Source organism: Pseudoalteromonas sp. S3785 (assembly GCF_005887365.1).
Classification (GTDB): Bacteria; Pseudomonadota; Gammaproteobacteria; order Enterobacterales; family Alteromonadaceae; genus Pseudoalteromonas.
The window spans coordinates 68,739-92,953 of record NZ_PNCT01000024.1; the positions used below are offsets into that span (position 1 = coordinate 68,739).

The following is a 24,215-nucleotide window of genomic DNA, read 5'->3' on the forward strand; positions in this document are numbered from 1 at the left end:
AATGAACCGCCATCAGAAGAAAAACACAATGAAAAAAAAGCTACTCAGCGCCTCCGTTGCACTTATGTGTTTAGGAACTTTTAACGCGCAAGCCCTTACTTATGTAACTGCTAAAGCATTAATAGATGTAAAAACAGGTGAGGTTATTCACTCCCCCTTGCTCACAATAGATAATGGGGTAATAACCGAGGTTACTCCAAACAGAACACCAAAAATAACCAAAGATGATCAGCATATTGATTTACCCAAGCTTACTTTAATGCCGGGGCTTATGGATATGCATGTACATTTAACTAGTGACCCAACAGTATCGCGAAGTGAGCGTTTAAGTCAGTCGGTACCACGCATGGCTATTAAAGCCGCGCATTTTGCTAAAAAAACATTGCTTGCTGGTTTTACCACCCTTAGAAATGTAGGTGCACAAGGCTACAGTGTGATTGCAGTACGTGACGGGATTAACGCTGGCGACATTATAGGCCCTCGAATCTGGGCGGCGGGCCCATCGCTTGGTATTACAGGCGGACATTGTGACAATAACCGTTTACCGCCTGAGCTAAAATATACTTCAACAGGGGTAGCTGATGGCCCATGGGCTGCACGCGTAAAAGTGCGCGAAAACATAAAGTATGGCGCTAATGCGATTAAGTTTTGTGCCACAGGGGGCGTTTTTTCTAAAGGAACAAAAGTAGGTGTACAGCAATATTCATTTGAAGAAATGAAAGCGATTGTAGATGAAGCCCATATGCGCGACCTACCTGTAGCGGCTCACGCACATGGCACAAGCGGTATTAAAACCGCCATAAAAGCTGGCGTAGATAGCATTGAACATGCCAGCTTTTTAGATGATGAAGCCATAGAGCTTGCTAAAAAACATGGCACTTGGCTTTCTATGGATATTTACAATACCGAATATACACTAAGCTTTGGTAAGCAAAATGGCGTAGATGAAGAAAACCTCAATAAAGAACGTCAGGTGTCTAAAAAGCAGCGTGATAGCTTTAAACGCGCGGTAAACGCAGGTGTAAATATGGTATTTGGTACCGATGCTGCTATTTATCCCCATGGCGATAACGCAAAACAATTTAGCCGTATGGTTAAATTTGGCATGAGCGAACTACAGGCTATTCAGGCTGCCACGATTAACAGTGCAAAGCTATTAAAAATGGAGAATAAACTGGGTCAGTTAAAACCAGGATTTGCAGCCGACATTATTGCAGTTGACGGTAATCCTCTTGAGGACATTTCTGTGCTTGAGCACATTCCTTTTGTTATGAAAGCGGGCGTTGTTTATAAAAAGTAGTTACAAATACGTGTACTGATTTATAAAAGCATGGAAGTTTCTAAATCCATGCTTTTTAATTTCCGCATAAAAGCTAACCTTAAATTTACCTTTTTGAACAATTACTCACCTACTTCGCAATTAATTTCACTTTTTTAGACTTTTTTATTCACTTAACGAATAATAACTATTACTATTCGCACACTTTAATAAATGCGAATTATTATCAACATGAAAAAATTCAAATACTCTCTTGTTACACTTGCGTGTTTAAACTCATCGTTAGCTGTTGCTGCAACAACAGCTGAAAAAGATATAGAACGCATTAGTGTTTACGAAAAGCAAAATCAAGTTGTAATGAGCTCAGGTCTTGCTACGAAGTCTGATATGTCGTTAATGGAAACACCGGCACCGGTTGTAATCATTGACCGTGAACTCATAGAGTCACAAGGTGTAGATAGCCTCCAAGAACTTGTACGTAACGTGAGTGGTTTAACTCAAGCTGGAAATAACTACGGTATAGGCGACAATTTAGTTATTCGTGGCCTTGATGCTAACTATACCTACGATGGCATGTACGGCGGTGCCGGCTTAGGAAATACATTCAACCCAACGCGTTCACTTACTAATGTTGAGTCGGTTGAAGTACTTAAAGGCCCAGCTACGGGTTTATATGGCATTGGTAGTGCGGGCGGTGTGATTAACCTAATTGAAAAAAAGCCAGAATTTGAAGAAAAACACAAAATTTCTGCCGAGCTTGGTCAATGGGATAGCTATTCACTTGCCTTTGATAGCACCAATGCAATTACTGATGACTTAGCCTACCGCGTAATGGCTAAAACGGCCTCAAGCGATGGCTTTCGTGATTTAAAAGAAGACAGAGACGAGCTGTATACCTCACTTAAGTATGTGCTTAGTGACAAGCAAGACATCATGCTCTCTGCCGCTTACATAAAAGATTCTATCGCGGTTGACTCTATCGGCCACCCTATTCGAATTTATAACGCAGAGACCGCCAATGGGTTAACTGCGGGTGAAGTAACCGGTGCCGATTTAGCAAATGATCCTTCAGGCAACGGTGTACAACTTACTGCCGCGCAACAGGAACAACTTGCTAATTCACTTTCAGCAACCGACGGACTTACACCATATGATTTTGGTACTAACGGTATCATTTCTCCAATGGCAGATGACAATGAAGGTGAAGAGCTTCGCTTTAAGCTAACGCATAATTACTTCATTACCGATGATTTATTTTTAAATCAACAATTACAATACCGTAATTACACATCAAGCTTTGCGCGTCAAACGGGTGCGTTTAACTACGTGTATTCAACACGTGATGGCATTATTAATAATGACCCACGTGCCCCATTAGTAGAAGACGGCGAATTATACCCATTTGCTGCTCGTCGCCAAGAATATCGCCAAGTAGAAGCTGATGAAAAATCTTGGCAGTACTTTTTAGATTTACGCTATGACTTTATGCTTGGTGACATTGATAACGAACTACTCGTTAATGCAAACTACGAAGACAGAAACATTCGCTTTAAGCAGTACTCTATTTACGATGCAGACAAAGTTATTTATGACAGCGAAGGCGAAGTACTTTACCAAGGCACATTACCGTATATTTATGATATGCGCTCGCCAAATTGGCCAACAGGTAACTTTGACGACTACGACCCACTTAAAACCAGTGACTATAATAAAAAAGTACAGGCATGGGGTTTAGGTATTCAACATGTAGGCTACATAACTGATGCGCTTACTACGCGTGTAGGTGTGGCGTATAATCGTATTAAGCAAACGTATGAGCACTTTGGTGTAGATGAGCGTTATAGCTCAAGCCGCGCTGAGCCAACGCCTGAAGCAAACACATCTGACAGTGGCTTAACATATAACTTAGGCGCAACATATCAACCAACTGAAGACTTTTCGGTATTTATTAACCATGCTAAAGGACGCACTGCTTACAGTGTACTTGGTTCAGTAGCAGGCAATGAAGCCGACCGTGAAGATTCAGAGTCTATTAGTAACGATTTAGGCTTTAGATTTAAAGCATTTGATGATCAATTATTAGCATCACTTGTGATATTTGAAAGCGCACGTACTAATTTAGAATACGCTAACCCACTTTATGAAGCCGGTGTATCAGGCCCTGATGTAGTAGAAAGCTACTACGATGGCGAAGAACAAACTAAAGGTGTAGAGCTTGATTTAAATGCACATTTAAATGAGCAATGGAAAGTAAATATAAACGGTGTATACCAAGATGCACGCGATAAATCTAATCCAAATAGCAGCAGCTACGATACGCGTCAAAAAGGTGTGCCATATGTAACTGCTAGTACGTGGGTTACCTACTACGCAGATATGTTTAATTTACCAGAGGCTGTTAATATCAGTGGTGGTATTACATTTGTAGATAACAGAAGCACGAACTCAAGTTCATTTAGTATTCCTGATGGCTATGTACCAAGCTACACCGTTTACGATGCTGCGGTATCGTACACGACCGATAAATGGCATATGCAGCTTAATTTAAACAACTTGTTTAATAAAAAGTACTACTCTAAAGCCATGTTTTTAGGTGGGATGCCAGGCGAAGAGCGTAACGCTAAACTAAGCTTTAGCTACACACTTTAACCCATCTAGGCAATTAATTTACTCCTACAAATATAAGTAGGAGTAAATTAAACTTATTCCTCATTTAGTGCTCTAAAAAGATACCTAGCTAAGCGTTGCTATAATTTATAAGCGTGCTAGCATTACTTTCTGAATTTACTGAAACTTAATAAGCTATGAGTCTATCTGAAAAAAATTTAGCCTTTGTCATGCATTGTGGTGAGATGGGCAGCCGCTGGGGTTTCAATCGTACGATTGGTCAAATGTGTGGTTTGCTGATCATCACCAAAGAGCCAATGACCGCGAACGAAATTGCCGATGCATTAAGTATCTCTCGTGGTAATGTGAGTATGGGTATTAAAGAGCTGCAATCTTGGCAGTTAATAAAAGTACACCACATACCTGGCGATCGTAAAGAGTATTACGCCCCTGCGGGTGAAATTTGGGATATGGCAAACCGTGTATTTGAAGAGCGTAAAAAACGTGAAATAGACCCTACACTTAGTCTTCTTCGGGATAACTTACTCGATGAAGCCAGTAATGAAGAAGAGCTATACGCACAAAAGCAAATGAGTGAAATCCATAACTTGCTGGAAACAGTTACTAAGTGGTCGTCAGAATTACAACGTTTAAGCCCAGAGCAACTAAATAAGCTTATGAAACTAGGCTCTGGCATTGGCAAGGTAATCGATTTAAAAGATAAAATATTTAAAAAAGAACATGATTAAACAAATAAAAAAGCCGCATAGCGGCTTTTTTTATTACACAACAGCGTATAAATTATATTTTTGGATAACCAATTCTATCTGATAGATAGCCCACGCTGGTGGCAAAGTAATATGAGCGGTTCCAGTGCATAAATACTTTGTAGTTATCATACGCTAAGTACATACGCCCATTAATATCGTCTGGCATTACCAGTGCGGCACGTACATCTACATTAGGTAAATCTGAACCATCGGCTCTGCGAACACCTAAAGCTTGCCACTCAGCTAACGAGCGCTCAGAATCGTTCCAGTACTCTAACCATTGCTTGCGCGTTTTAGTGCCACGCTTAAGAACATATTGACTGTCAAAGTTTTCAGGTAGCTTTACTTGGCGACCCCAAGTAAGTGAGTCATTCCAGCCCTCTTGTTTTAAATAATTGGCAATTGATGCAAATGCATCTTCTTTGGTGGTCCAAATATCTTTTCGGCCGTCGTTGTTGTAATCAACTGCGTAGGCGTTAAATGAGGTAGGCATAAACTGCGTCTGCCCCATAGCCCCAGCCCAAGAGCCTTTAAATTTATCAAGCGTAATATGGCCTGATTTTAAAATATCTAATGCCGCCCAAAGCTGGCGCTTATAAAGTGCTTCACGTCGTCCGTCAAAGGCAAGCGTAACAAGTGATGAAATAACATTATGGCCACCTTGGATTGTGCCAAAGTTACTTTCAAGGCCCCATAATGCCACTATAAAGCGTGCTTGAACGCCATATTCTTTAGCTACTTGCTCTAGTACGTCTTTATTTTCTGCATAGAGCTTACGAGCACGATCAATTTTCCATTGTGGTACACGTTTTGGTAAGTAAGTTTCAAGGGTTTCTTTTACCTCAGGCTGGTTTTTATCAGCCGATACGACTTTTTCTTTGTAAGACGCAGTCGCAAATGCCTTGTCTATTAATTTGCTATCGTACCCTTTAGCAATGGCCTCTTGTTTTAAATCACTTAAATAAGTTTGAAATTCGGCCTGTGTTTTAGCGACTACAGAGCCACTTAAACACACTGAGCATAAAATTACGGCTAACTTTTTAATCACTATCAACTCCGTTTTCTTTTCGTAATTGGCTAAGTAAATTTTCTTGTGGCGGTGGAATTTGCAAATAGTAGCCTTTATCGGGATCGGCTAAAGCCTCTTTTACAGTTTCAAGGTCGGCACCGCCTAAATGATCTCGCTTTGCTAAGTTAATGATCATTACATAAATAGGTTGACCAAACATTGCCAGTAAAGGTTCAGGCACTTTACTAAAATCATCTCTTTTTTCAACAAATAAGAAGGTATCCGCTTTTTTCTTACTTTTATATACCGCAGTGAGCATAATGGCCCTATTTAATCTTGCTTAACATTGCCGCACACTATAACATGAGAGTAATAATAAGTTAGAAAAATTAGATTAGAAATTTCATTAAAGGCCTTATTCAGCCTACGTTTATCTAAAATTAATTTCTAATCAGACAAATCAATTGAGCGTGTATGTCGGAACAAATTTTTGAACTAAAAGGGAATCTTTTTACGTTATCAGTATTGCATCTTTATAGCACTGATATTGCCCTTTTAGCAGAACAGTTGTATGTAAAAATAGCCCAAGCTCCTCGTTTTTTTGAAGGAGCGCCTATTGTTGTTAATTTAGAAGAAATTAAAAACAGCTCACTTGATTTTGACCATTTAAAGTCTCTCATTGAGCGTATGAGCTTTAATGCAGTAGGTGTATGTAATGGCTCAGATGAGCAACACACCCAAGCTAAAGCCGCCGGCCTATCAGTACTTAATTACTCTCAAGATGCTAAAAGTGCCCCTGTTAAACAACCAGAGGCACCCAATACCTCTATTGTTGAAAAAAACGTATACCTGCCTGCGCAAGTAATTAATGGTACGGTGCGCTCAGGGCAACAAGTTTATGCAAAAGATAGAGACTTAATTGTACTCGGTGCGGTCAGCCATGGCGCAGAAGTAATAGCCGATGGAAATGTGCATATTTATGGCACCCTACGCGGGCGCGCTATTGCAGGTGCTAAAGGGACAAAAGACGCCTGCATTTATTGCCAAAAACTTGAAGCCGAATTAGTTTCAATTGATGGCAATTATTGGATCAGCGACTCATTACAAGGTGAGCACTGGGGCAATGCAGTACAAATACAACAAAAAAACGAATCATTAGAAATTTCAGCTTTGGTTAAAGGATAAATCTCATGGCAAAAGTAATTGTCGTTACCTCTGGTAAAGGCGGTGTTGGTAAAACAACATCAAGTGCTGCAATAGGCACCGGTTTAGCTTTAAAAGGCTATAAAACAGTTATTATCGATTTTGATATTGGTTTACGTAATCTAGATTTGATTATGGGGTGTGAGCGCCGCGTAGTTTATGATTTTGTAAACGTAATAAATGGCGAAGCCAATTTAAATCAGGCGCTTATTAAAGATAAACGCGTTGAAAAATTGTTTTTACTACCTGCATCACAAACACGTGATAAAGACGCCCTTACCCGTGAAGGCGTAGAGCGCGTATTAAACGAATTAAAAGAAGACTTTGACTACATTGTGTGTGACTCACCTGCAGGTATAGAAGCCGGTGCAATGATGGCGATGTACTTTGCTGATGAAGCAATTGTAACAACAAACCCGGAAGTGTCTTCTGTTCGAGATTCTGATAGAATTTTAGGTATTTTACACAGCAAGTCTAAACGTGCTGAAGAAGGCCTGGAAAATATTAAAGAGCATCTTTTATTAACACGCTACAACCCTGAGCGTGTTGAAAAAGGTGAAATGTTATCGGTAGAAGATGTCAAAGATATTCTATCGATTCCTTTACTTGGTGTTATTCCTGAGTCGCAAGCGGTATTAAGTGCGTCTAACTCGGGGCAACCGGTGATACTTGATGGTGATTCAGATGCAGGGCAAGCTTACGCTGATGCAATTAATCGCTTATTAGGTGAAACAGTCGATTTTCGCTTCTTAGACGTTGAGAAGAAAGGCTTATTTAAACGGATTTTTGGAGGTTAATGTGTCTTTACTTGACTACTTCCGCTCAGAAAAGAAAAATAGCGCGTCATTAGCAAAAGAGCGATTGCAGATCATTGTCGCGCACGAACGTTCTCAACGAGGAACGCCGGATTACTTACCACAATTAAAACAAGATATTTTAGATGTGATCCGTAAATACGTGAACGTAAACACTGATGCAGTGCAGGTACAGTTTGATCAAAACGAAGATGATTTAGCGGTACTTGAGCTCAATGTGACATTGCCTGACGAAGAAAAAAAGTAGTACAGCAAAAAGCGGCATTTAAACTGCCGCTTTTTTCATTTTTAACTAAACTTTACGTTTATAGAAAGGTTAGTGCTCGCGTGTGTTTAGATTATTTAAGCTGATAATCGCTTTTAATCACTTATAAACAATGAATGTGGTAATATGTAGCCACTATTTCGTTATGTATTCGCAATTGCTATGTTTAATCCCCCGCCTTGTTTTACCTCGTTTTCTCAATCAATAGATAATATAGCTCTGCCAGAGAAATTTACGTTTCCATTTTATTATCAGCCCCACGAACTTAGCGCTTTGGCATCAAAGCAATTACAGCAGCAGCTGGCAACGCATCTACCTTATGATGAAAATAATCACCACATTGACGGAAAGATGTTTGGTGTACTAGTTGTACAAAACCCACAAAAACAAATTGGCTTTTTATCGGCTTATTCAGGGCAACTTGAAAATTTAAGTTCTGAGATAAAATGTGTACCTAATGTATCCACAATGGCATTGGAGGATGTGGGTTATTTGAAAGAAAGTAAAATAATTAACGAAATAAACACACAGATACATGCCCTTGAAAATGCCAGTACATTAAATAAATTATCGGCATCGTTAAGTCGAGATACAGAAAAATTTGAGCAGCAGTTACAAGCGCAACAAAGCGTAATGCAAGCCAACAGAAAAGCACGTAAAGAGGCGCGCAGTGCACTTGCGATTGAGCACAGCGATGCAATAACGCCTGAACAACAAGCAAGCTTGAATGAACTGGCAAAACAAAGCATAGAAGATAAAAAACACTATCAAAGCATAAAAGATCACTGGCGCGATAAAATAACTCAGCAACAGCAGACGCTTAATAGCCTTTACGATGAAATAAAACAGTTAAAAAAACGCCGTAAAGTTTTATCTAAAAACCTACAAAAACAGTTATTTGCCCAGTATCAATTTTTAAATGCAGAGCATGAAGTTAAAGATCTCAACGCTATATTTGCAGCTTTGCCAGAGCATACTCCGCCATCAGGTGCAGGCGATTGCGCAGCGCCCAAGCTATTACAATACGCTTATCTTAATAATTTAAAGCCGCTAGCCATGGCCGAATTTTGGTGGGGCGGCGCTCCAAAATCGGCGGTACGCCAACATAAAAACTATTACCCTTCTTGCTACAGTAAATGCCAACCTATTTTATCGCATATGTTAAAAGGCCTTAGCATAGAAGATAACCCACTACTCGTTAACCCTGCTGAAGGTAAAACGCTGCCCATAGTCTATCAAGACGATGATATTGTTATTGTAAATAAGCCAAGCGAGTTTTTATCTGTACCTGGGATCAATATTGAAGATTCTGTGTATTTACGTATTCAAACGCAATTTCCGCACGCTACAGGCCCGTTAATTGTACACAGACTAGATATGTCTACATCAGGTTTACTCGTTGTGGCCCTTAATAAGCGCGCCCACAAAGCACTCCAAAAGCAATTTATTGCCCGCACCATTGATAAACGTTACATTGCATTAGTTGATGGTACAGTGCCACAAGACAGTGGCAAAATAGAACTACCATTACGACTTGATTTTGACGATAAGCCACGCCAACTTGTGTGTTATAAAAACGGCAAACCCGCACTTACTACATGGCAAGTGCTTGAACGTAAAAACAATATTACACGCCTACAGCTCTATCCTAAAACAGGGCGCACTCACCAACTTAGGATACACTGCGCTCATCACTTAGGGCTGAATATGCCTATTTTCGGTGACACACATTATGGTAAAAAAGCCAACAGGTTACATTTACATGCCGAGTATTTGGCGTTAGATCACCCTATTACCCATAAACGTTTAACATTTAGCGTAGCGCCCGATTTTTAATACCAATTCGCATAATTAAGTGATCTATTTTGAAGATGGAAAAACGTGTTGATAGCAAGGCAAAAAAATCGCTATTTAGTTGTTATAAATGAGAATTTTTTAACGCAGATAGCGACACGTTAAGCCCCTAAAAATGATTAAATATTATTGCGAATTGGTATAACATAGCCTGTTAGCTTAAGAAGTGGGTTTAATTGTCCCACTCTTTAAGCACATCTTTAACAAAACTGTAGCGCCAAGAATTAAGTAAATCAGGTTTAATATGATTTACCTTTTGGTCATTGGTGAGTTTCCAATTCCAGCTAATAAGCTGATTAATTTGCTTTTTAGAGGCCATTACATCCTCTGGTATGCCCTGCTCTTTCGCTACTTTAGTGATTTTTTGTTTAATGTCTTTAGCCACTTTTTTATAAGCCGGAAAATCGATTAAACGTTTAAGCACAGGTGGATGCTGATCAACTGGCAGGGCTTTGGCTTTTTCAATACACTTTAGAATTTCGATCCCTGAGCGATTTACTTCCATCGATTCAACACCCGGAATTTGTCTTAGCGTATTTAAGCTCGAAGGCCCACGCTTAGCAATTTCCGTCATGTTGTGCTCTTTAAGCACAAAGTTAAGCGCTAAATTTTTACGAATAGCTTTATTACGACGCCATACAGCTAATTCTTTCAATACCGCTAGCTCGTACGGTTTTAGTTGCCATGCGTTTTTTATATCTTTATAAAGCAGCTCATCTGGGGTTTGAAAGGCGCGTTTATTTGCAATTAACTCGCTCTCATTTATTACAATATCAAATAACTCAGCTTTATTGATACGCTCAATTATTAGTTCAAAACAAGGCAATAAATGAAAGGTGTCAGCGGCTGCATAATCGAGCTGCTTTTTAGTTAATGGGCGCTGTAGCCAATTTGTACGTGATTCACTTTTGTCTATTTCTATGCCTAATAGCTCTTTTACCATTAGCGCAAAGCCCATACAATTACCTTCACCTAAAAGCTGAAGAGCAAATTGTGTATCAAATAATGGAGCAGGTACAAAGCCTGCATATTTTTGAAAAACCTCAATGTCTTCTGAAGGCGAATGCAACACTTTTAGTACGGATGGATCTTTTAATATTTGCCAAAATTCAAATAGCGATAGTTCTGCAAGTGGGTCTATAAGCGCGAGGTGCTCACCATCATATACTTGAATAAGTGCAACTTCAGGGTACAAAGTACGGCGACGCATAAACTCAGTGTCTATGGCTAAAATAGGCTTGTTTCTTATTTGTTCAACAAAGGTATTAAGTTGATTTTGTGTTTCGATCAATTGGTATTGCACTTAATCTCCTACAATAAAAAAGCCGGCTAATGCCGGCTCTTTTATAGTTTACTAATCTTTTAGGGCTCTTCTGAGAATTTTACCTACATTTGTTTTAGGTAACTCATCCCTAAACTCAACGAGTTTAGGCACCTTATAGTTAGTTAAATTATCACGACAGTGATTTATTATATCTTTTTCAGTTAAAGAAGGGTCTTTTTTAACAACAAAAACTTTAACTTGTTCACCACTTACATCGTGTGGAATGCCGATAGCGGCGACTTCAAGTACGCCATCATGCATAGCAACTACTTCTTCTATCTCATTGGGGAACACATTAAAGCCCGATACAATGATCATGTCTTTTTTGCGGTCAACAATGTAGAAGAAACCTTCGTCATCGTATGTGGCTATATCACCAGTGGCAAACCAGCCATCTTGCAAACATTCTGCGGTTGCATCTGGGCGATTATAGTAACCCAACATAACTTGAGGACCTTTAACCCATAGTTCACCGGGTTCACCTTTTGCTGCCTCTTCACCGTTTTCAAGCATTAACTTAATTTCAGTATTAGGAGCAGGTAAACCAATTGAGCCATTGTAACCTTCTAAATCATAAGGGCTTACTGTCACAAGTGGTGCACACTCGGTTAAACCATAACCTTCCATTAATTTAGAATTAGTCACTTTTTGCCATTTTTCGGCTACGGGACGTTGTACCGCCATGCCACCGCCTAATGACATTTTTAAATGACTAAAATCAAGCTCTGCAAACCCTGGTGTATTAAGCAGCCCATTAAATAGGGTATTTACACCGGTAATAGCGGTAAAATTATGCTGATTAAGCTCTTTAACAAACGCTGGCATGTCACGTGGGTTTGTAATTAATACATTTAAACCGCCGTATTTCATAAACGTTAAGCAGTTAGCCGTTAACGCAAATATATGATAAAGCGGTAATGCAGTAACAACCACTTCAGTACCACGGTCTAATACTTTATCTAAACAGCCCGATACTTGCTCAAGGTTACCAACCATGTTGCCATGACTTAACATTGCCCCTTTAGATACGCCGGTGGTACCACCTGTGTATTGTAAAAAGGCTAGATCAGATAAGTTCATTTCTGGACGCGTATATTTTGCGGGGTCACCGGCTAACACATCTGAAAACTTAATTGTATTTGGCAGGTTATAGCTAGGTACCATTTTTTTTATGTATTTAACCACAAAATTAACGATATGCTTTTTAATACCACCGACCATGTCGCCCACTTGGGTAACCACAATGTGTTTTACATCTGTTTTAGCAAGGGCTTTCTCAAGCGTGTCTGCAAAATTAGCCAGTATAAAAATAGCTGACGCGTCAGAGTCTTTTAGTTGATGCTCAAGCTCTCGTACTGTGTAAAGGGGGTTTACGTTAACCACCACACACCCTGCACGTAAAATACCTAAAATAGCAATAGGCGTTTGTAACAAGTTAGGCATCATTACGGCAACTTTGTCACCTTTTTTAAGACCTAAATCATTTTGAATATACGAGGCAACACGCTGTGTCGCTGTATCTATTTCATCATACGATAATGTTTTACCCATATTCGTAAATGCAGGTAAATCTTTGTAATCGGTAAAACTTTTTTCAAACACTTCGAGTAACGAGTTGTAATGCTCAGGATCGATTGTTTCAGGCATACCTTCTGGGTAGCGCTTAAGCCAGATTTTTTCCACTCTTAGCCCCTGTTTATAATTATATTTATATTAACCTTAATCTAAGTAAGGCACTTTAACAATTGAGCAAATACTCTAATGCAGGAATAATCCCACATTTGGCGCTAATTTACAATTAACATGCACCATTTTGCAGCATAAAGGCTTGAATATGCTCAAAACATAACCCACTGCTTTGCATATGGCAATGATGCCCGCCATCTACATTAATTACCTTCAAGTTGTTGTAATAGCTAATATACTTGGCCAAATTTTGTTTTACAAATGAATAACCTTGGTTACCTAAAATTAATTGGCTTGGTGCTTTTAATTGCTTTATTGCACCAATACATTGCGCTTCATTAAACCTAAAACCTGAGTGATTTTTAAGCTTAGGGTCTGTTGTTAACTCATACCCTAGTTCACTTTTCTTAATATTACGACTCATCAACAATGAGATAAGTTCGTTATTTAAATCTGTTGTACTTGCTCGCGCTTCGATAATTGCGGATTCGGATTTATAAATGCGCCGCTTTTTATTGTTAACACGCTCTCTATTGAGTATCGCCTCTTTTAATTGCTGACAAACCTCGTCAGATGGAGTCGTAACACAACCAATCCCCTCAATAAAGGTAACCGAATACACGTATTCACTAAAACAGCTAGCAAATAAACCTGCAACCATTGCCCCCATTGAGTGGCCGACTAAGTGCACCTTCGTTGCTCCTAAGGCCTTTATAATTTGGTACACATCATCAATATAATCAACAAAATAATAATGCGCATCACTGCTTTTCCAATCAGATAATCCATGCCCTGCAAAGTCAATACAATACCAAGTATGCTGCGGATTAACCTTATCAAGCATAGGTGTGAAAGTATTACTGTTATCTAGCCAGCCATGCATAGCAATAACTAGCTCATCACCACGGCCCCTTTGTAAACCACGTAAGGTTATATTTCTTGTTTTTATTTCAAATGGCTGCAAAAGACACCTCTTTTTACGTGCGACATTATTTATAACATACTAGTTGTCAGACCTCTAATACGAAAATATTTTGTATTTTTTGTATTTATAAAGACTCATCTACCAGAAAGCTTTATTACCCTTTTAATAATTACATTTATTATCAATTGGTTATCACCCCCACCGTTATGCCGACTAAATTAAATCTCATGCAATGAGCACGAATTCTTTTCGTCTTTGTAATGCGCATCACTATATTCGCTTCTTTATAATTAACATACATAAAAAAAATGGCTGTATTATTTTAATGACAGTTAATCAGCCTGAATTGTACACTGCGCTTTTTATTCTTACTTCAATTCATTATTATACAAGCGCATGTTGAATTTTACGGGTTGAACTTGTTTAACCTTGGGTCAGTTTATTCACGCTGAGAGTTTAATTACCAACCTGACTAAAATACCTAGCGATAAACCTTAGTCGCCTTTGATAAAATCGTTTATGCAGCGCATGTTTAGTGATTTTGCTGCAAATTCAACACGCCCTAACCATATACAATTGTGGTGCTGTTTTAAAAGCACATTCATAGGGATAAAAATGAAAAACCAACTTAGCTTATTAGCGCTTTTATGTGCATCTAGCAGTGTTTATGCAAGCGATGCACCTAAAAATGTAATTTATATGATTGGTGACGGAATGGGTCCTGCCTATACAACCGCTTATCGTTATTTTAAAGATGATCCAACCACCAAGCAGATTGAAACGACCGTATTTGATACTATTTTAACAGGCATGGCGCGTACTTACCCTGACGATCATACATATGTTACCGACAGCGCTGCAGGTGCAACGGCTCTGAGCAGTGGTCATAAAAGTTATAATGGCGCTATTGCTGTCGACACTGACAAAAAGCCTGTAAAAACCATGTTAGAAATAGCAAAAGAGCGCGGTATGACAACAGCGTTAGTGGCTACCTCGCAAATTAATCATGCCACGCCAGCCAGTTTTGCTACTCATAATGAATCACGTCGTAATTACGATGCGATTGCAAATGAGTACATAGATAACAAAATTGCCGGAAAACTGCCTGTTGATTTAATGTTAGGTGGCGGTACGAAGTACTTTATTAGAGAAGACCGTAACCTAGTAGATGAATTTAAAGCTGCGGGCTATCAATACAACGACGATATAAAAAATCTTGGCCAAATTACGCAAATACCTGCACTTGGCTTGTACGCTCCAATTGGCTTGCCTTATGCGCTTGATGCTAACTCAAATCACTTAACACAGCTCACAGCTAAAGCATTTGATTTACTCGATGGACAAAATAAAGACGGCTTTTTTGTCATGATTGAAGGCAGCCAAATAGACTGGTGCGGTCATGCAAACGATGTAGCCTGTGCCATGGCCGAAATGGATGACTTTGCACAGTCGATTGAAAAAGCAAAAGCCTATATTGATAAAAACCCTGATACTTTATTAGTGGTTACTGCAGATCATTCAACTGGTGGGTTAACCCTCGGTGCGCACGGACAATATAAGTGGGATACAGACGTTATTAAAGGGGTAAAAGCAACAGCTGGCGAGCTGACCAAGCAATTACTCGCTGCCGATAACCTTGAGCCTATTTGGCGCGCCAACACAAATATTGAATACACGCCGGCTAATAAGGTAAAACTTGAACAAGCGAAAAAAATGGGCGAAACAGCGCTTAATTTAGCCATTAAAAGTATTATTAGCGACGCCAGCTTTACTGGCTGGACAACAGGCGGGCACACCGCTGTAGATGTACAAGTATTTGCTTACGGTAAAGGCAGTCAGCACTTTAGTGGTGCTCAAAATAATACCGATATTGCTGATAAACTAATTGGCTTTATTAAACAGTAGCCATCAGCAAACATAAAAAAGCCCGAACCTGTGTTCGGGCTTTTTATTTTTTACTATTACTGGGCTAAGCGTAAATATCAACGCCAATTAAATCTTGTACTTCTGCTCTGCGCTCTAAGTTTGCAAATTCAGTATACGTAGAAATCGCTTTGCTCACTGTTGGGCTTGGTTGGTCATAAATAGTTTGGCTGTACTTTGCATTAGTAGTATTTTGACTAAAGTATTGATTAGCAAGCTCTACACCCGCTTTACTACTTTTTACATAATCCGTATTTGTTTTATTACTGGCGCTATCGTCCGCTAAACCTTGTGGTTTAGAGGGTATAATTTTTGTAGAGGTAACCTTTGCAGGGATATCACCCGTAAAAAAACCAGCGCCAATTGGCAAAGTCATAAATAACTTCCAACAATAAACAGTTTAAAAATTATGATTTAAAAACATTCAATATGCAACTTTTGAGCTTATTCACGACCCGGTAGCTTTTTCCATGTTACTGTATCGCGCACATATTTAGGTTGTGCATCACTTGCTTTTACAACGTCTCCGGCTAAAAAGGCCGTGTCTACATGGTTAAGCATATAGCGAGCATCTGGCAATGTAATATCTGTATTTATGGTTATATTGCTCATGTTTTTAAGTGCATCAGGGTAGCTTTTAAAACCCGTGCCTACAGCAATCGCGTGTTGCTCTTCACAACTTATGTGTTCTTCGCTTAATAGTTCAGGTTTTATAACACACTCTTCATTGACCAATTGCATATGGGCGTTATTTACTTGGTATTGCGCAAAATAAATTTCCCCCATGCGTGCATCTATTGCAGAGTACACTACTGATGCCTGCATTTGTTCGTACGCTTGTTGGGCCATAATGGCCAAGGTAGATAGACCCACTAATGGTAAGTTGGCCGAATAAGCTAATCCTTGTGCAATTGCAACACTAATGCGTACTCCGGTAAAACTCCCTGGCCCTTGGCCAAAACCAATAACGTCTAAATCTTTTAATTTACACTGTGCTTTATTAAGAAGCTCATCAACTAAAGGGAGTATTTTTTGACTATGTTGCTGCGGGCATTCTTCAAAATGATGAAATGTTTGGCCCTTGAAGTGTAAAACTATAGATAACGCTTCTGTAGAGGCGTCTAGGGCAAGAATATTACTTTTAATCATTTTAGTACTCTAGTTAATGTGTTTTAAAAATGTGTTTGCATCTTCTAAGCTTCGCGTGCGGCGCATCGGCGGTAAGCTTTTTAAAAATACTTGGCCATATTGGCGTGTTACTAAACGATTGTCGCAAATAACCAGCACGCCTTTGTCTTTATTATCTCGTATCAAACGCCCTACACCCTGTTTAAGCGCAATAACTGCTTGCGGCAACTGTATATGCGCAAAGGGGTCTTTACCTTGCATTTGGCAATCTTGCATTTTGGCTTGCAGTAATGGGTCATCCGGTGCTGCAAAAGGTAACTTGTCAATAATAACACAGCTTAGCGTGCTACCACGTACATCAACGCCTTCCCAAAAAGAGGCTGTGCCTAATAATACAGCATTACCATGGCGCGTAAATTTTTCGAGTATTATACGCTTAGACATTTGCCCTTGCATATAAACTGGGTAGTCCATTTGTGTGGTTAATCCCTCAGCCACCAAATGCATCATCCGATAACTTGTAAACAGCACAAAACAACGCCCTTTTGCCGATTTTATTAACTCTAGAGTTAATTTTATAATTGCATGAGGCATGTTATCTGCGTGCGATTCTGGCAAATATCGGGGTAAGCATAAAAGCGCCTGATTAGGGTAATCAAAGGGGCTGTCAACCATCATACTCTTTGCAGGGGTAATACCTAAGCTTGCGTTAAAGTGATCGAGCTTATTATCAACCGATAGCGTGGCTGAGGTAAAAACAAACCCGGCGCCAGTGTCTTTCATCATTTGAGCAAATTTAGCAGAGACATTGAGCGGCGTAATATTAACCGTTAAATAACGCCTTGTGGTTTCGTACCAATAACTAAATCCGGTTTGAGCGGTATCAAAAACACGCTCCAACTGGCCTTTAAACGCTAATGTACGTTCAAACGGGTGCTCTATTTTATCGCTTCGCTCTAGGCAGAGTTTTAATACTTGATAAACAAAGTCTAAATCGCTAATTACTCGGTGCAGCGCCGCACAAATCAGTTTGTCGCTGAGTTTTTCACGCCAATCTCCTCGGCTACCATCTACACCAAACTGTAAACGTAAATCAGCCACACTGGTTTCAAGCTTATTTAGGCTTTTTCCTAGTTGCAGCATATCGGGAATTTCTGCACGGTAAATTGCACGCAAATCGTTAATTAAATCCACCAGCTTTTTAGTACTAATGCTTTCCCCAAAATAGTCGCTAGCAATTTCACTAAGCTGGTGTGCTTCATCAAAAATATAAGCGTCGGCTGTGGGCATCAGCTCAGCAAAACCAGAGTCTTTTACTGCCATATCAGCAAAAAATAAATGATGATTTATAACAACTACATCCGCTTCAGCTGCATTTAGGCGCGCTTTACGTATGTAACACGATTGAAAGTCAGGGCACTCTTTACCTAAACAGTTATCGGCTGTCGAATTAACGTAGGGCAGTACTTTTGCATCTTCTTCGATACCAATACAATCAGCTAAATCACCCGAGAGTGTCTCACTTGCAAATTTAGCAACCATTGCAAGCTGATGCATAACATCAGGATCGTCAGTAGGTACATGGGCCACATGTTGGTTAAGCCTATAAGTACATAAGTAATTTGCGCGCCCTTTTAACAGTGCGGTTTTTTTAGATGCGTTAAGTGCTTTTACTAGTTGCGGTAAATCGCGGTGATATAACTGCTCTTGCAAGGCCTTAGAGCCTGTTGAGATAATCGTTTTGCCCTTAGATTTAAGTGCAGGTGCTAAATAAGCAAACGTTTTACCTGTACCCGTTCCCGCCTCAACCACTAACTGCGTGCTATTTTTTAATGCATCGTTAACGGCAACGGCCATATCAATTTGAGGTTGGCGAGGCGTGTATCCCTCTAAAGATAACGCTAACGGCCCGGTTGCACTAAACAGCTGTTTGATAATACCAGTCACTTTACAAAAAATAATAGCGCGATTTTACGTAAGCTATACATCAAGGGCAAGTATTAGCTGATGTTTAAAATAAGAGAAGGGGTTTATGCCATGAAGTAAAATTAGTATTACTTTTAAATATTAATGCCTAGCAGTTAAAAGGCTCAACCTATAAAACATTTATTATAAATAACTTTTATAAGCCAGCTCGTATAATAATACTCAAAACCAAAACAAAACCAAATATTAAATAGCAAGTTACAATAAATAACACGAGTAACTTTACATCAACCAAATGTCTCTTAAAGACATAATAAACCTTTAAAAATACATCATAAACACTGTGACAGTTGATCATCACAAGAGTACCATACGCGGGTTTAAAATTTCCTTTTTTTCTATCGTAAATAAATAGTAAGGTTAGCCAATGAATGCTTGGTATCTCATTTGTTTTCTCTCTGCCATTGCAATTTTTATTGCTTTTGCAAACCAATATATCCTCAAAATGCAAACTACTATTGCCATTACAACTGGCTCAGTCGTTATTTCATTATTATTGATTTTTGCCGTTAAATTATTAGGCGATCAAAATGCGTTGGCCATGACCCAAATCGTCTCTAGCATTAATTTTAATGAATTATTACTCAAAGGTATGCTCGGATTTTTACTTTATGCTGGCGCACTGGAAATTAATCTTATGGCGCTTCGTAAGCAGCGCTGGGAAATAACCGCATTAGTGCTATTTTCTACTATTGCTTCAACTTTTATAGTGGGCTATTTAAGTTTTTATCTGTTCGCCTTATTTGGCTTTGATGTACCGTTTATATACTGTTTATTGTTTGGTGCACTTATTAGCCCAACAGATCCCATTGCCGTATTGGCTATTATTAAACAAATGCGCGCACCAGAGGGCATATCGGTGCAAGTTGAAGGCGAGTCTTTATTTAACGACGGTATTGGTCTGGTAATATTTACAACTATTTTCTCGGTTGCTTTTTATGGTACGGATGCACAATTTGGCGATATAGCAGAGCTCTTTTTTGTAGATGCTCTAGGTGGTATAGCCTTTGGTTTAGCTATTGCTTTAGTGGGTCACTTTTTAATTATTAACAGTCGCGATGTAAATATTCGTTTATTGATAACGTTAACTATTCCTACTGCAGGTTTTGCTGCTGCAAATATTTGGGAAATTTCGGGTGCACTTGCTATGGTAACAAGCGGCATATTGATGGGTAATATTACCCGCACTAAAGCAACAGAGCGCACAGGCCCAGAAGATACACGTTACGTAAAAGATTTTTGGCATGCAACCGACAGCTTTCTAAACGCACTTTTATTTTTAATAATTGGCATGTTAATAGTAACAATGCCAATCACGCTTGGTGAAATTGGTTTAGGTTTATTAATGGTGCCTGCTGTATTACTTGCACGCTTTATAAGTGTCGGAACCCCATTTATATTTTTCAAACGATTTAGAACCTACGATAAACACAGCGTAAAAATACTGACGTGGGGCGGCCTTCGTGGAGGGTTAGCACTTGCAATGGCAGCGGCAATTCCTCGCGAACAAGTGTTTATTGGTGGCTCAGACTTACATAACCTACTTGTTATTGTTACCTACGTTGTCGTTATATTCTCTATTATTGTGCAAGGTTTAACTATTTCACCGCTTATTCAAAGTAGTATTAAATCGGCTGAACAAACTAAATAACATTAATTTTAAACACAGCGAATAAAGCTTTTGTACCTTTATTCGCTGTTATTTAAGTGTTGCAAAAGCGCTTAAAACTTTTACTAATTGTTATACTTTTAGCCAATAGCCTCGCTTTAGTTTAATCCGCTTGAAATGCAAATGAAAACGATTATAATTTTGACTTTTCCTCTTCAGGGCTTTCCGATGTCCATAAATAATTCTCACGTATTTTTTAAATTAATGTCGTTAAGTAAAAGACAGTTTAATTTTATTCTCATGCTTTTAGTCATAACAGTTTTAAGCTTCAGTGCTTCGGCTTCAGAAAGTGAACAAACAAAAATTAAGCAAATTGCTCAACTTGCTGAATATGTAGGGGTAGATTACGTTGCCGCTGTAGGTAATGGAGAAATACTGGATTCTGATGAATACCAAGAAATGAGCGAGTTTTCACATGTTATTCTCGAGCAAGCAAGTCAGCTTTCAAGTCAAACAACTAAATTTAATACCGTAAAAACTCACGCAAAGGCGCTGCATACAGCGATTTCTAACAAAGAGAGTGTAGAAAAAGTACGAAAAGAAAGTTCTGCACTTCGCGAATCTCTACTTACTTTTATGCCTCAGTTATCTTTACCGACAACACTTCTGCCGATTGAGCAAACTAAAGCACTTTTTGCTACTAATTGTTCTATGTGCCACGGCGCAAGTGGGCAAGGTAACGGGCCGCTTGCTAAAAACCTAACACCAGAGCCAACCAATTTTACTGACAAAGAGCGCGCAACCAACCGTTCGCTAATGGGCTTATATGATGCTGTAACAAATGGTATTAACGATACGCCTATGGTTGCTTTTTCACAGTTTAACGAGCAGCAACGTTGGTCACTCGCTTTTTATGTAGGAAGCTTAGCATTCAAAGATGTACAAAAACCCGAAGGGACTTTTGAAAGTGTTACCGCTTCGCAAATTGTAAACCTAAACCCTGCACAATTATCGGCAGGTCAAAGTGAAGCGCAAGCACACTACGTCAAATGGCTTCGTGGTAATCCAGAGCAATTATTTAGCGCTAACAAGAACCCGCTCTCTGTTACTCGAACTCAGTTACTTGCAGCGCAGGCAGCGCATGCTAAAGGTAATTACTCTCAGGCGAGTGACTTAGCAATTAGCGCATACCTAGATGGTTTTGAGCTTGTTGAAAATAACTTAAATGCTTACGACGAAACTTTACGTAAAAACATCGAAGTACAGCTGATGAATCTGCGTCAAACCTTCAAAAACGAGAAAGATGCTGCCATCGTCAACGAAAAAGTAAGTGCGGCGCTAGCACAACTTGCTAAAGCAGATAGTATGCTAAACGAAACAAAACTAACTGATGGTGCACTCCTCTCAGCAAGTTTAGTTATATTGCTACGCGAAGGCTTAGAAGCATTATTAGTTGTTATTGCGCTCATGACTGTACTTATAAAAACGCAGCGCCAAGATGCGCTTAAATACGTTCATGTAGGCTGGGTTATGGCACTCATTGCAGGCGGCTTAACATGGGCAGCAGCGCAAACATTGATACAAATAAGTGGTGCAAGCCGCGAAGTTATGGAAGGTGCAGGCGCCCTATTTGCAGCTATTATTTTGCTATACGTTGGCGTATGGATGCATAGTAAAACCAGTGCACAACAATGGCAAAAATACATAAAAGATAATATTAATAAGCGTCTTGAGTCAGGTACATTATGGGGATTAGCGGGGCTTTCTTTTATTGCCGTATACCGTGAAGTTTTCGAGACGGTATTATTTTATCAGTCGTTATTAACGCAAAGCTCACAAGCGCAGTATTCATCGGTGGCTATTGGATTTGCATTAGGTGTGGCTTTATTAGCGCTTATTGCATGGGTGCTAGTCAAATATTCGATTAAGTTACCTATTGCAAAGTTTTTTGCTTATACCACGTACTTATTATTTGCACTTGCCTTTGTATTAATGGGTAAAGCTGTCATTGCACTACAAGAGGCTGATATAGTTGCTATAAGTTCAATGCCGATAAACTTTGATATTGCACTACTTGGTTTAAAATCTACGTGGCAAGGCTTTATAGCGCAAATTGCTGTTGTAGCCATATTTAGTTTTTATATTTTTAAAGCAAAAAAGCACTAATAAGTAGATAAGGCGTAAAGAACAACACGCCCATAATAGTAAAAAGTCATTCGTGACTTTTTACTATTATTCATTCAGATCATGCCCACGTATCTAAATGTTTATTCCCTTCATCATCTACGGTAATCGCTTTTTCATTATCGGTGTTTGCGCTTTTGTTGCCCTGAGCCTGCGCTAACCTTTTTTTGTTGAGCGTTTGTTTTTTTTCGTTCTCAAGCTTAATTTTTTGTGCTTGCGGCATATTTTGCACACCAGCAATATGAAATGCCCTTTTTGGCTCAAGCTCTAACCGTGAAATTTTCCCTAAAAAAGGGATCATTATATCCATACTCCCCTCCTTAACCTGTTTATTAGTAATTAGATAAGTTGTCTCTTAATGGTTAATTTGCCTACAATTTAAGCATTAAAACAGCTATAAATACTGTTTAGCTATCAATATTATCGGCAGTTATAAGATATGCTTTAATTTGGCAAAAAAAAACTTGCCTTCGCTAGGCGGTTTATGTTTTTATGAATACGAAATTTATTGAAACAGATTAAAGCTTAACGCTCACTAAATAGCGCTAAGCAAAATAGGATAAAAAATGCGCTTAAACCTGACAATAGTACATCATCACCACCATTCACCGGAATAACCTGTCAGGTCTTTCGCTGAGAGGTTATTCCTAAAAGGAACCTCTGGCGATTCAAAACACATTGATTCATTTTCGCCCTGAGGTTCCCCTCGGGGTTTTTAGTTTTTAAATTAAAGGAAAATGAATAATGAGTAACACAAATCGTCTACGTATCGCCATCCAAAAAGGCGGCCGCCTGTCTAAAGATTGTCAAGATTTACTAAAGCAACTAGGTGTTAAATTAAACCTACGTGAGCAACGCTTAATTGCACACTCAACTAATATGCCAATTGACGTACTTCGTGTGCGCGATGACGATATTCCGGGCTTAGTGATGGATGGTGTTTGTGATTTAGGTATTGTTGGCGAAAACGTACTAGTAGAAGTTCAAGCAGAACGTGAACGCCAAGGTGTACCAAGCGAAGTTAGCAAACTAGCTAAACTAGACTTTGGTTACTGTCGCCTTGCACTTGCATGGCCACAAGAGCTTGGCCCGCGTGATAAGAGCTGGTTTGAAGGGAAGCGAATTGCTACAACCTACCCAGAAATTTTAACGCAGTGGTTAAAACGCGAAGGCATCAATGCAAGCACTGTAATGCTAACAGGGTCAGTAGAAGTGGCTCCACGTGCAGGTCTTTCAGATGCAATTTGTGATTTAGTTTCAACCGGTGCAACACTTGAAGCGAACGGCTTAATTCAAGGTGATACAATTTTAGAATCAAACGCCTGTTTAATTCAAAATAAAGACCTTCAAGATGAAGACAAACTAGCGCTAATCAATAAGCTTATGCCGCGCCTTCGTGGTGTTAAACAAGCAAAAGAAAGCAAATACATTATGCTACACGCGCCAAAAACTAAACTTGATGAAATATGTGAGCTATTACCAGGCACTGGCCAACCAACTCTGCTGGCACTTGCTGGTAATGAAGAGTATGTAGCGCTTCACATGGTAAGCAGCGAAACATTATTTTGGGAAACCATGGAGCAGCTTAAAGTCCTAGGCGCTAACTCTATTTTAGTAATGCCAATTGAAAAAATGATGGAGTAAGTAC

The 24,215-nt window shown here is 39.3% G+C and carries 20 protein-coding genes; 11 read left to right on the forward strand and 9 right to left on the reverse strand.

The genetic code is table 11. The annotated features are described in order from the left end of the window. Window positions 1-28 precede the first annotated feature (28 nt). The 3 genes from CWC17_RS07020 (at window position 29) to CWC17_RS07030 (ending at window position 4,635) form a co-directional block, all read left to right on the forward strand. Window positions 29-1,300 carry a Xaa-Pro dipeptidase gene (locus CWC17_RS07020; protein WP_138612451.1) on the forward strand — a complete coding sequence of 424 codons (1,272 nt, stop codon included), beginning with the start codon at window positions 29-31 and terminating at the stop codon, window positions 1,298-1,300. A 210-nt stretch (window positions 1,301-1,510) separates the two neighbouring features. Further along, window positions 1,511-3,928 (forward strand): TonB-dependent receptor, encoded by a 2,418-nt coding sequence (locus CWC17_RS07025; RefSeq protein ID WP_138612452.1) that lies wholly within the window; start codon window positions 1,511-1,513, stop codon window positions 3,926-3,928. Between the two features lie 155 nt (window positions 3,929-4,083). After that, complete coding sequence (locus tag CWC17_RS07030; RefSeq protein WP_138612453.1) at window positions 4,084-4,635, forward strand: GbsR/MarR family transcriptional regulator; 552 nt, start codon at window positions 4,084-4,086, stop codon at window positions 4,633-4,635. Between the two features lie 52 nt (window positions 4,636-4,687). Here CWC17_RS07030 and CWC17_RS07035 read toward each other — a convergent pair whose 3' ends face one another. Continuing rightward, window positions 4,688-5,704, reverse strand: coding sequence for a lytic murein transglycosylase (locus CWC17_RS07035; protein ID WP_138540029.1), 1,017 nt, complete (start codon window positions 5,702-5,704; stop codon window positions 4,688-4,690). Then, window positions 5,697-5,984, reverse strand: coding sequence for a YcgL domain-containing protein (locus tag CWC17_RS07040; protein WP_055013631.1), 288 nt, complete (start codon window positions 5,982-5,984; stop codon window positions 5,697-5,699). Before CWC17_RS07040 ends, CWC17_RS07035 begins: the two co-directional genes overlap by 8 nt. Before the next feature lie 155 nt (window positions 5,985-6,139). Here CWC17_RS07040 and minC point away from each other — a divergent pair, with 155 nt between their 5' ends. The 4 genes from minC (at window position 6,140) to CWC17_RS07060 (ending at window position 9,784) form a co-directional block, all read left to right on the forward strand. Then, window positions 6,140-6,850, forward strand: a complete 711-nt coding sequence (minC, locus tag CWC17_RS07045) for a septum site-determining protein MinC (RefSeq protein WP_138612454.1) — start codon at window positions 6,140-6,142, stop codon at window positions 6,848-6,850. 5 nt (window positions 6,851-6,855) lie between these two features. Next, window positions 6,856-7,665, forward strand: coding sequence for a septum site-determining protein MinD (gene minD, locus CWC17_RS07050; protein WP_024031716.1), 810 nt, complete (start codon window positions 6,856-6,858; stop codon window positions 7,663-7,665). Window position 7,666: 1 nt separating this feature from the next. After that, window positions 7,667-7,930 carry a cell division topological specificity factor MinE gene (minE, locus tag CWC17_RS07055; protein WP_004586362.1) on the forward strand — a complete coding sequence of 88 codons (264 nt, stop codon included), beginning with the start codon at window positions 7,667-7,669 and terminating at the stop codon, window positions 7,928-7,930. A 180-nt stretch (window positions 7,931-8,110) separates the two neighbouring features. After that, entirely contained in the window at window positions 8,111-9,784 is a 1,674-nt protein-coding gene (locus CWC17_RS07060; protein WP_138612455.1) for an RluA family pseudouridine synthase, read from the forward strand. A 190-nt stretch (window positions 9,785-9,974) separates the two neighbouring features. On the opposite strand, the gene rnd is transcribed toward CWC17_RS07060, so the two are convergent. The 3 genes from rnd to CWC17_RS07075 all read right to left on the reverse strand — a co-directional run bounded on the left by rnd (window position 9,975) and on the right by CWC17_RS07075 (window position 13,776). Beyond that, window positions 9,975-11,105, reverse strand: a complete 1,131-nt coding sequence (rnd, locus tag CWC17_RS07065) for a ribonuclease D (RefSeq protein WP_138612456.1) — start codon at window positions 11,103-11,105, stop codon at window positions 9,975-9,977. A gap of 51 nt (window positions 11,106-11,156) precedes the next feature. Continuing rightward, window positions 11,157-12,809: a long-chain-fatty-acid--CoA ligase FadD gene (fadD, locus tag CWC17_RS07070; protein WP_138540024.1), complete on the reverse strand. Its 1,653-nt coding sequence runs from the start codon at window positions 12,807-12,809 to the stop codon at window positions 11,157-11,159. 115 nt (window positions 12,810-12,924) lie between these two features. Then, a complete protein-coding gene (locus CWC17_RS07075; RefSeq protein WP_138612457.1) occupies window positions 12,925-13,776 on the reverse strand; it encodes an alpha/beta hydrolase in 852 nt (283 codons plus the stop codon). 576 nt (window positions 13,777-14,352) lie between these two features. Here CWC17_RS07075 and CWC17_RS07080 point away from each other — a divergent pair. Beyond that, window positions 14,353-15,642, forward strand: a complete 1,290-nt coding sequence (locus CWC17_RS07080; RefSeq protein ID WP_138540022.1) for an alkaline phosphatase — start codon at window positions 14,353-14,355, stop codon at window positions 15,640-15,642. A 64-nt stretch (window positions 15,643-15,706) separates the two neighbouring features. Here CWC17_RS07080 and CWC17_RS07085 read toward each other — a convergent pair whose 3' ends face one another. The 3 genes from CWC17_RS07085 to yoaA form a co-directional block, all read right to left on the reverse strand. Further along, window positions 15,707-16,036 (reverse strand): hypothetical protein, encoded by a 330-nt coding sequence (locus tag CWC17_RS07085; protein ID WP_055013638.1) that lies wholly within the window; start codon window positions 16,034-16,036, stop codon window positions 15,707-15,709. Between the two features lie 68 nt (window positions 16,037-16,104). After that, the gene (gene tsaB, locus CWC17_RS07090) at window positions 16,105-16,809 is read right to left on the reverse strand and encodes a tRNA (adenosine(37)-N6)-threonylcarbamoyltransferase complex dimerization subunit type 1 TsaB (protein ID WP_138612458.1); all 705 of its coding nucleotides are present in this window, start codon (window positions 16,807-16,809) and stop codon (window positions 16,105-16,107) included. 9 nt (window positions 16,810-16,818) lie between these two features. Next, the gene (yoaA, locus tag CWC17_RS07095; protein ID WP_138540020.1) at window positions 16,819-18,735 is read right to left on the reverse strand and encodes a DNA repair helicase YoaA; all 1,917 of its coding nucleotides are present in this window, start codon (window positions 18,733-18,735) and stop codon (window positions 16,819-16,821) included. Between the two features lie 406 nt (window positions 18,736-19,141). Between yoaA and CWC17_RS07100 the strand changes: the two genes are divergently transcribed. Both CWC17_RS07100 and CWC17_RS07105 read left to right on the forward strand, forming a co-directional pair. Next, the gene (locus CWC17_RS07100) at window positions 19,142-20,425 is read left to right on the forward strand and encodes a cation:proton antiporter (protein WP_138540019.1); all 1,284 of its coding nucleotides are present in this window, start codon (window positions 19,142-19,144) and stop codon (window positions 20,423-20,425) included. A 258-nt stretch (window positions 20,426-20,683) separates the two neighbouring features. Further along, entirely contained in the window at window positions 20,684-22,549 is a 1,866-nt protein-coding gene (locus CWC17_RS07105) for a cytochrome c/FTR1 family iron permease (protein WP_249935903.1), read from the forward strand. A 79-nt stretch (window positions 22,550-22,628) separates the two neighbouring features. Here CWC17_RS07105 and CWC17_RS07110 read toward each other — a convergent pair whose 3' ends face one another. Beyond that, the gene (locus CWC17_RS07110) at window positions 22,629-22,877 is read right to left on the reverse strand and encodes a hypothetical protein (RefSeq protein WP_055013642.1); all 249 of its coding nucleotides are present in this window, start codon (window positions 22,875-22,877) and stop codon (window positions 22,629-22,631) included. 434 nt (window positions 22,878-23,311) lie between these two features. Here CWC17_RS07110 and hisG point away from each other — a divergent pair, with 434 nt between their 5' ends. After that, window positions 23,312-24,211 carry an ATP phosphoribosyltransferase gene (gene hisG / locus CWC17_RS07115; protein WP_138612459.1) on the forward strand — a complete coding sequence of 300 codons (900 nt, stop codon included), beginning with the start codon at window positions 23,312-23,314 and terminating at the stop codon, window positions 24,209-24,211. The last annotated feature ends 4 nt before the right edge of the window (window positions 24,212-24,215 follow it).

What these genes read in the sequence shown, in the direction of transcription:
- CWC17_RS07020 (WP_138612451.1), top strand. Translation starts at nt 29, where the DNA reads ATGAAAAAAAAGCTACTCAGCGCCTCCGTTGCACTTATGTGTTTAGGA.
- CWC17_RS07025 (WP_138612452.1), top strand. Translation starts at nt 1,511, where the DNA reads ATGAAAAAATTCAAATACTCTCTTGTTACACTTGCGTGTTTAAACTCA.
- CWC17_RS07030 (WP_138612453.1), top strand. Translation starts at nt 4,084, where the DNA reads ATGAGTCTATCTGAAAAAAATTTAGCCTTTGTCATGCATTGTGGTGAG.
- CWC17_RS07040 (WP_055013631.1), bottom strand. Translation starts at nt 5,984, where the DNA reads ATGCTCACTGCGGTATATAAAAGTAAGAAAAAAGCGGATACCTTCTTA.
- minC (WP_138612454.1), top strand. Translation starts at nt 6,140, where the DNA reads ATGTCGGAACAAATTTTTGAACTAAAAGGGAATCTTTTTACGTTATCA.
- minD (WP_024031716.1), top strand. Translation starts at nt 6,856, where the DNA reads ATGGCAAAAGTAATTGTCGTTACCTCTGGTAAAGGCGGTGTTGGTAAA.
- CWC17_RS07060 (WP_138612455.1), top strand. Translation starts at nt 8,111, where the DNA reads ATGTTTAATCCCCCGCCTTGTTTTACCTCGTTTTCTCAATCAATAGAT.
- CWC17_RS07080 (WP_138540022.1), top strand. Translation starts at nt 14,353, where the DNA reads ATGAAAAACCAACTTAGCTTATTAGCGCTTTTATGTGCATCTAGCAGT.
- CWC17_RS07085 (WP_055013638.1), bottom strand. Translation starts at nt 16,036, where the DNA reads ATGACTTTGCCAATTGGCGCTGGTTTTTTTACGGGTGATATCCCTGCA.
- tsaB (WP_138612458.1), bottom strand. Translation starts at nt 16,809, where the DNA reads ATGATTAAAAGTAATATTCTTGCCCTAGACGCCTCTACAGAAGCGTTA.
- CWC17_RS07100 (WP_138540019.1), top strand. Translation starts at nt 19,142, where the DNA reads ATGAATGCTTGGTATCTCATTTGTTTTCTCTCTGCCATTGCAATTTTT.
- CWC17_RS07105 (WP_249935903.1), top strand. Translation starts at nt 20,684, where the DNA reads ATGCTTTTAGTCATAACAGTTTTAAGCTTCAGTGCTTCGGCTTCAGAA.
- CWC17_RS07110 (WP_055013642.1), bottom strand. Translation starts at nt 22,877, where the DNA reads ATGGATATAATGATCCCTTTTTTAGGGAAAATTTCACGGTTAGAGCTT.
- hisG (WP_138612459.1), top strand. Translation starts at nt 23,312, where the DNA reads ATGAGTAACACAAATCGTCTACGTATCGCCATCCAAAAAGGCGGCCGC.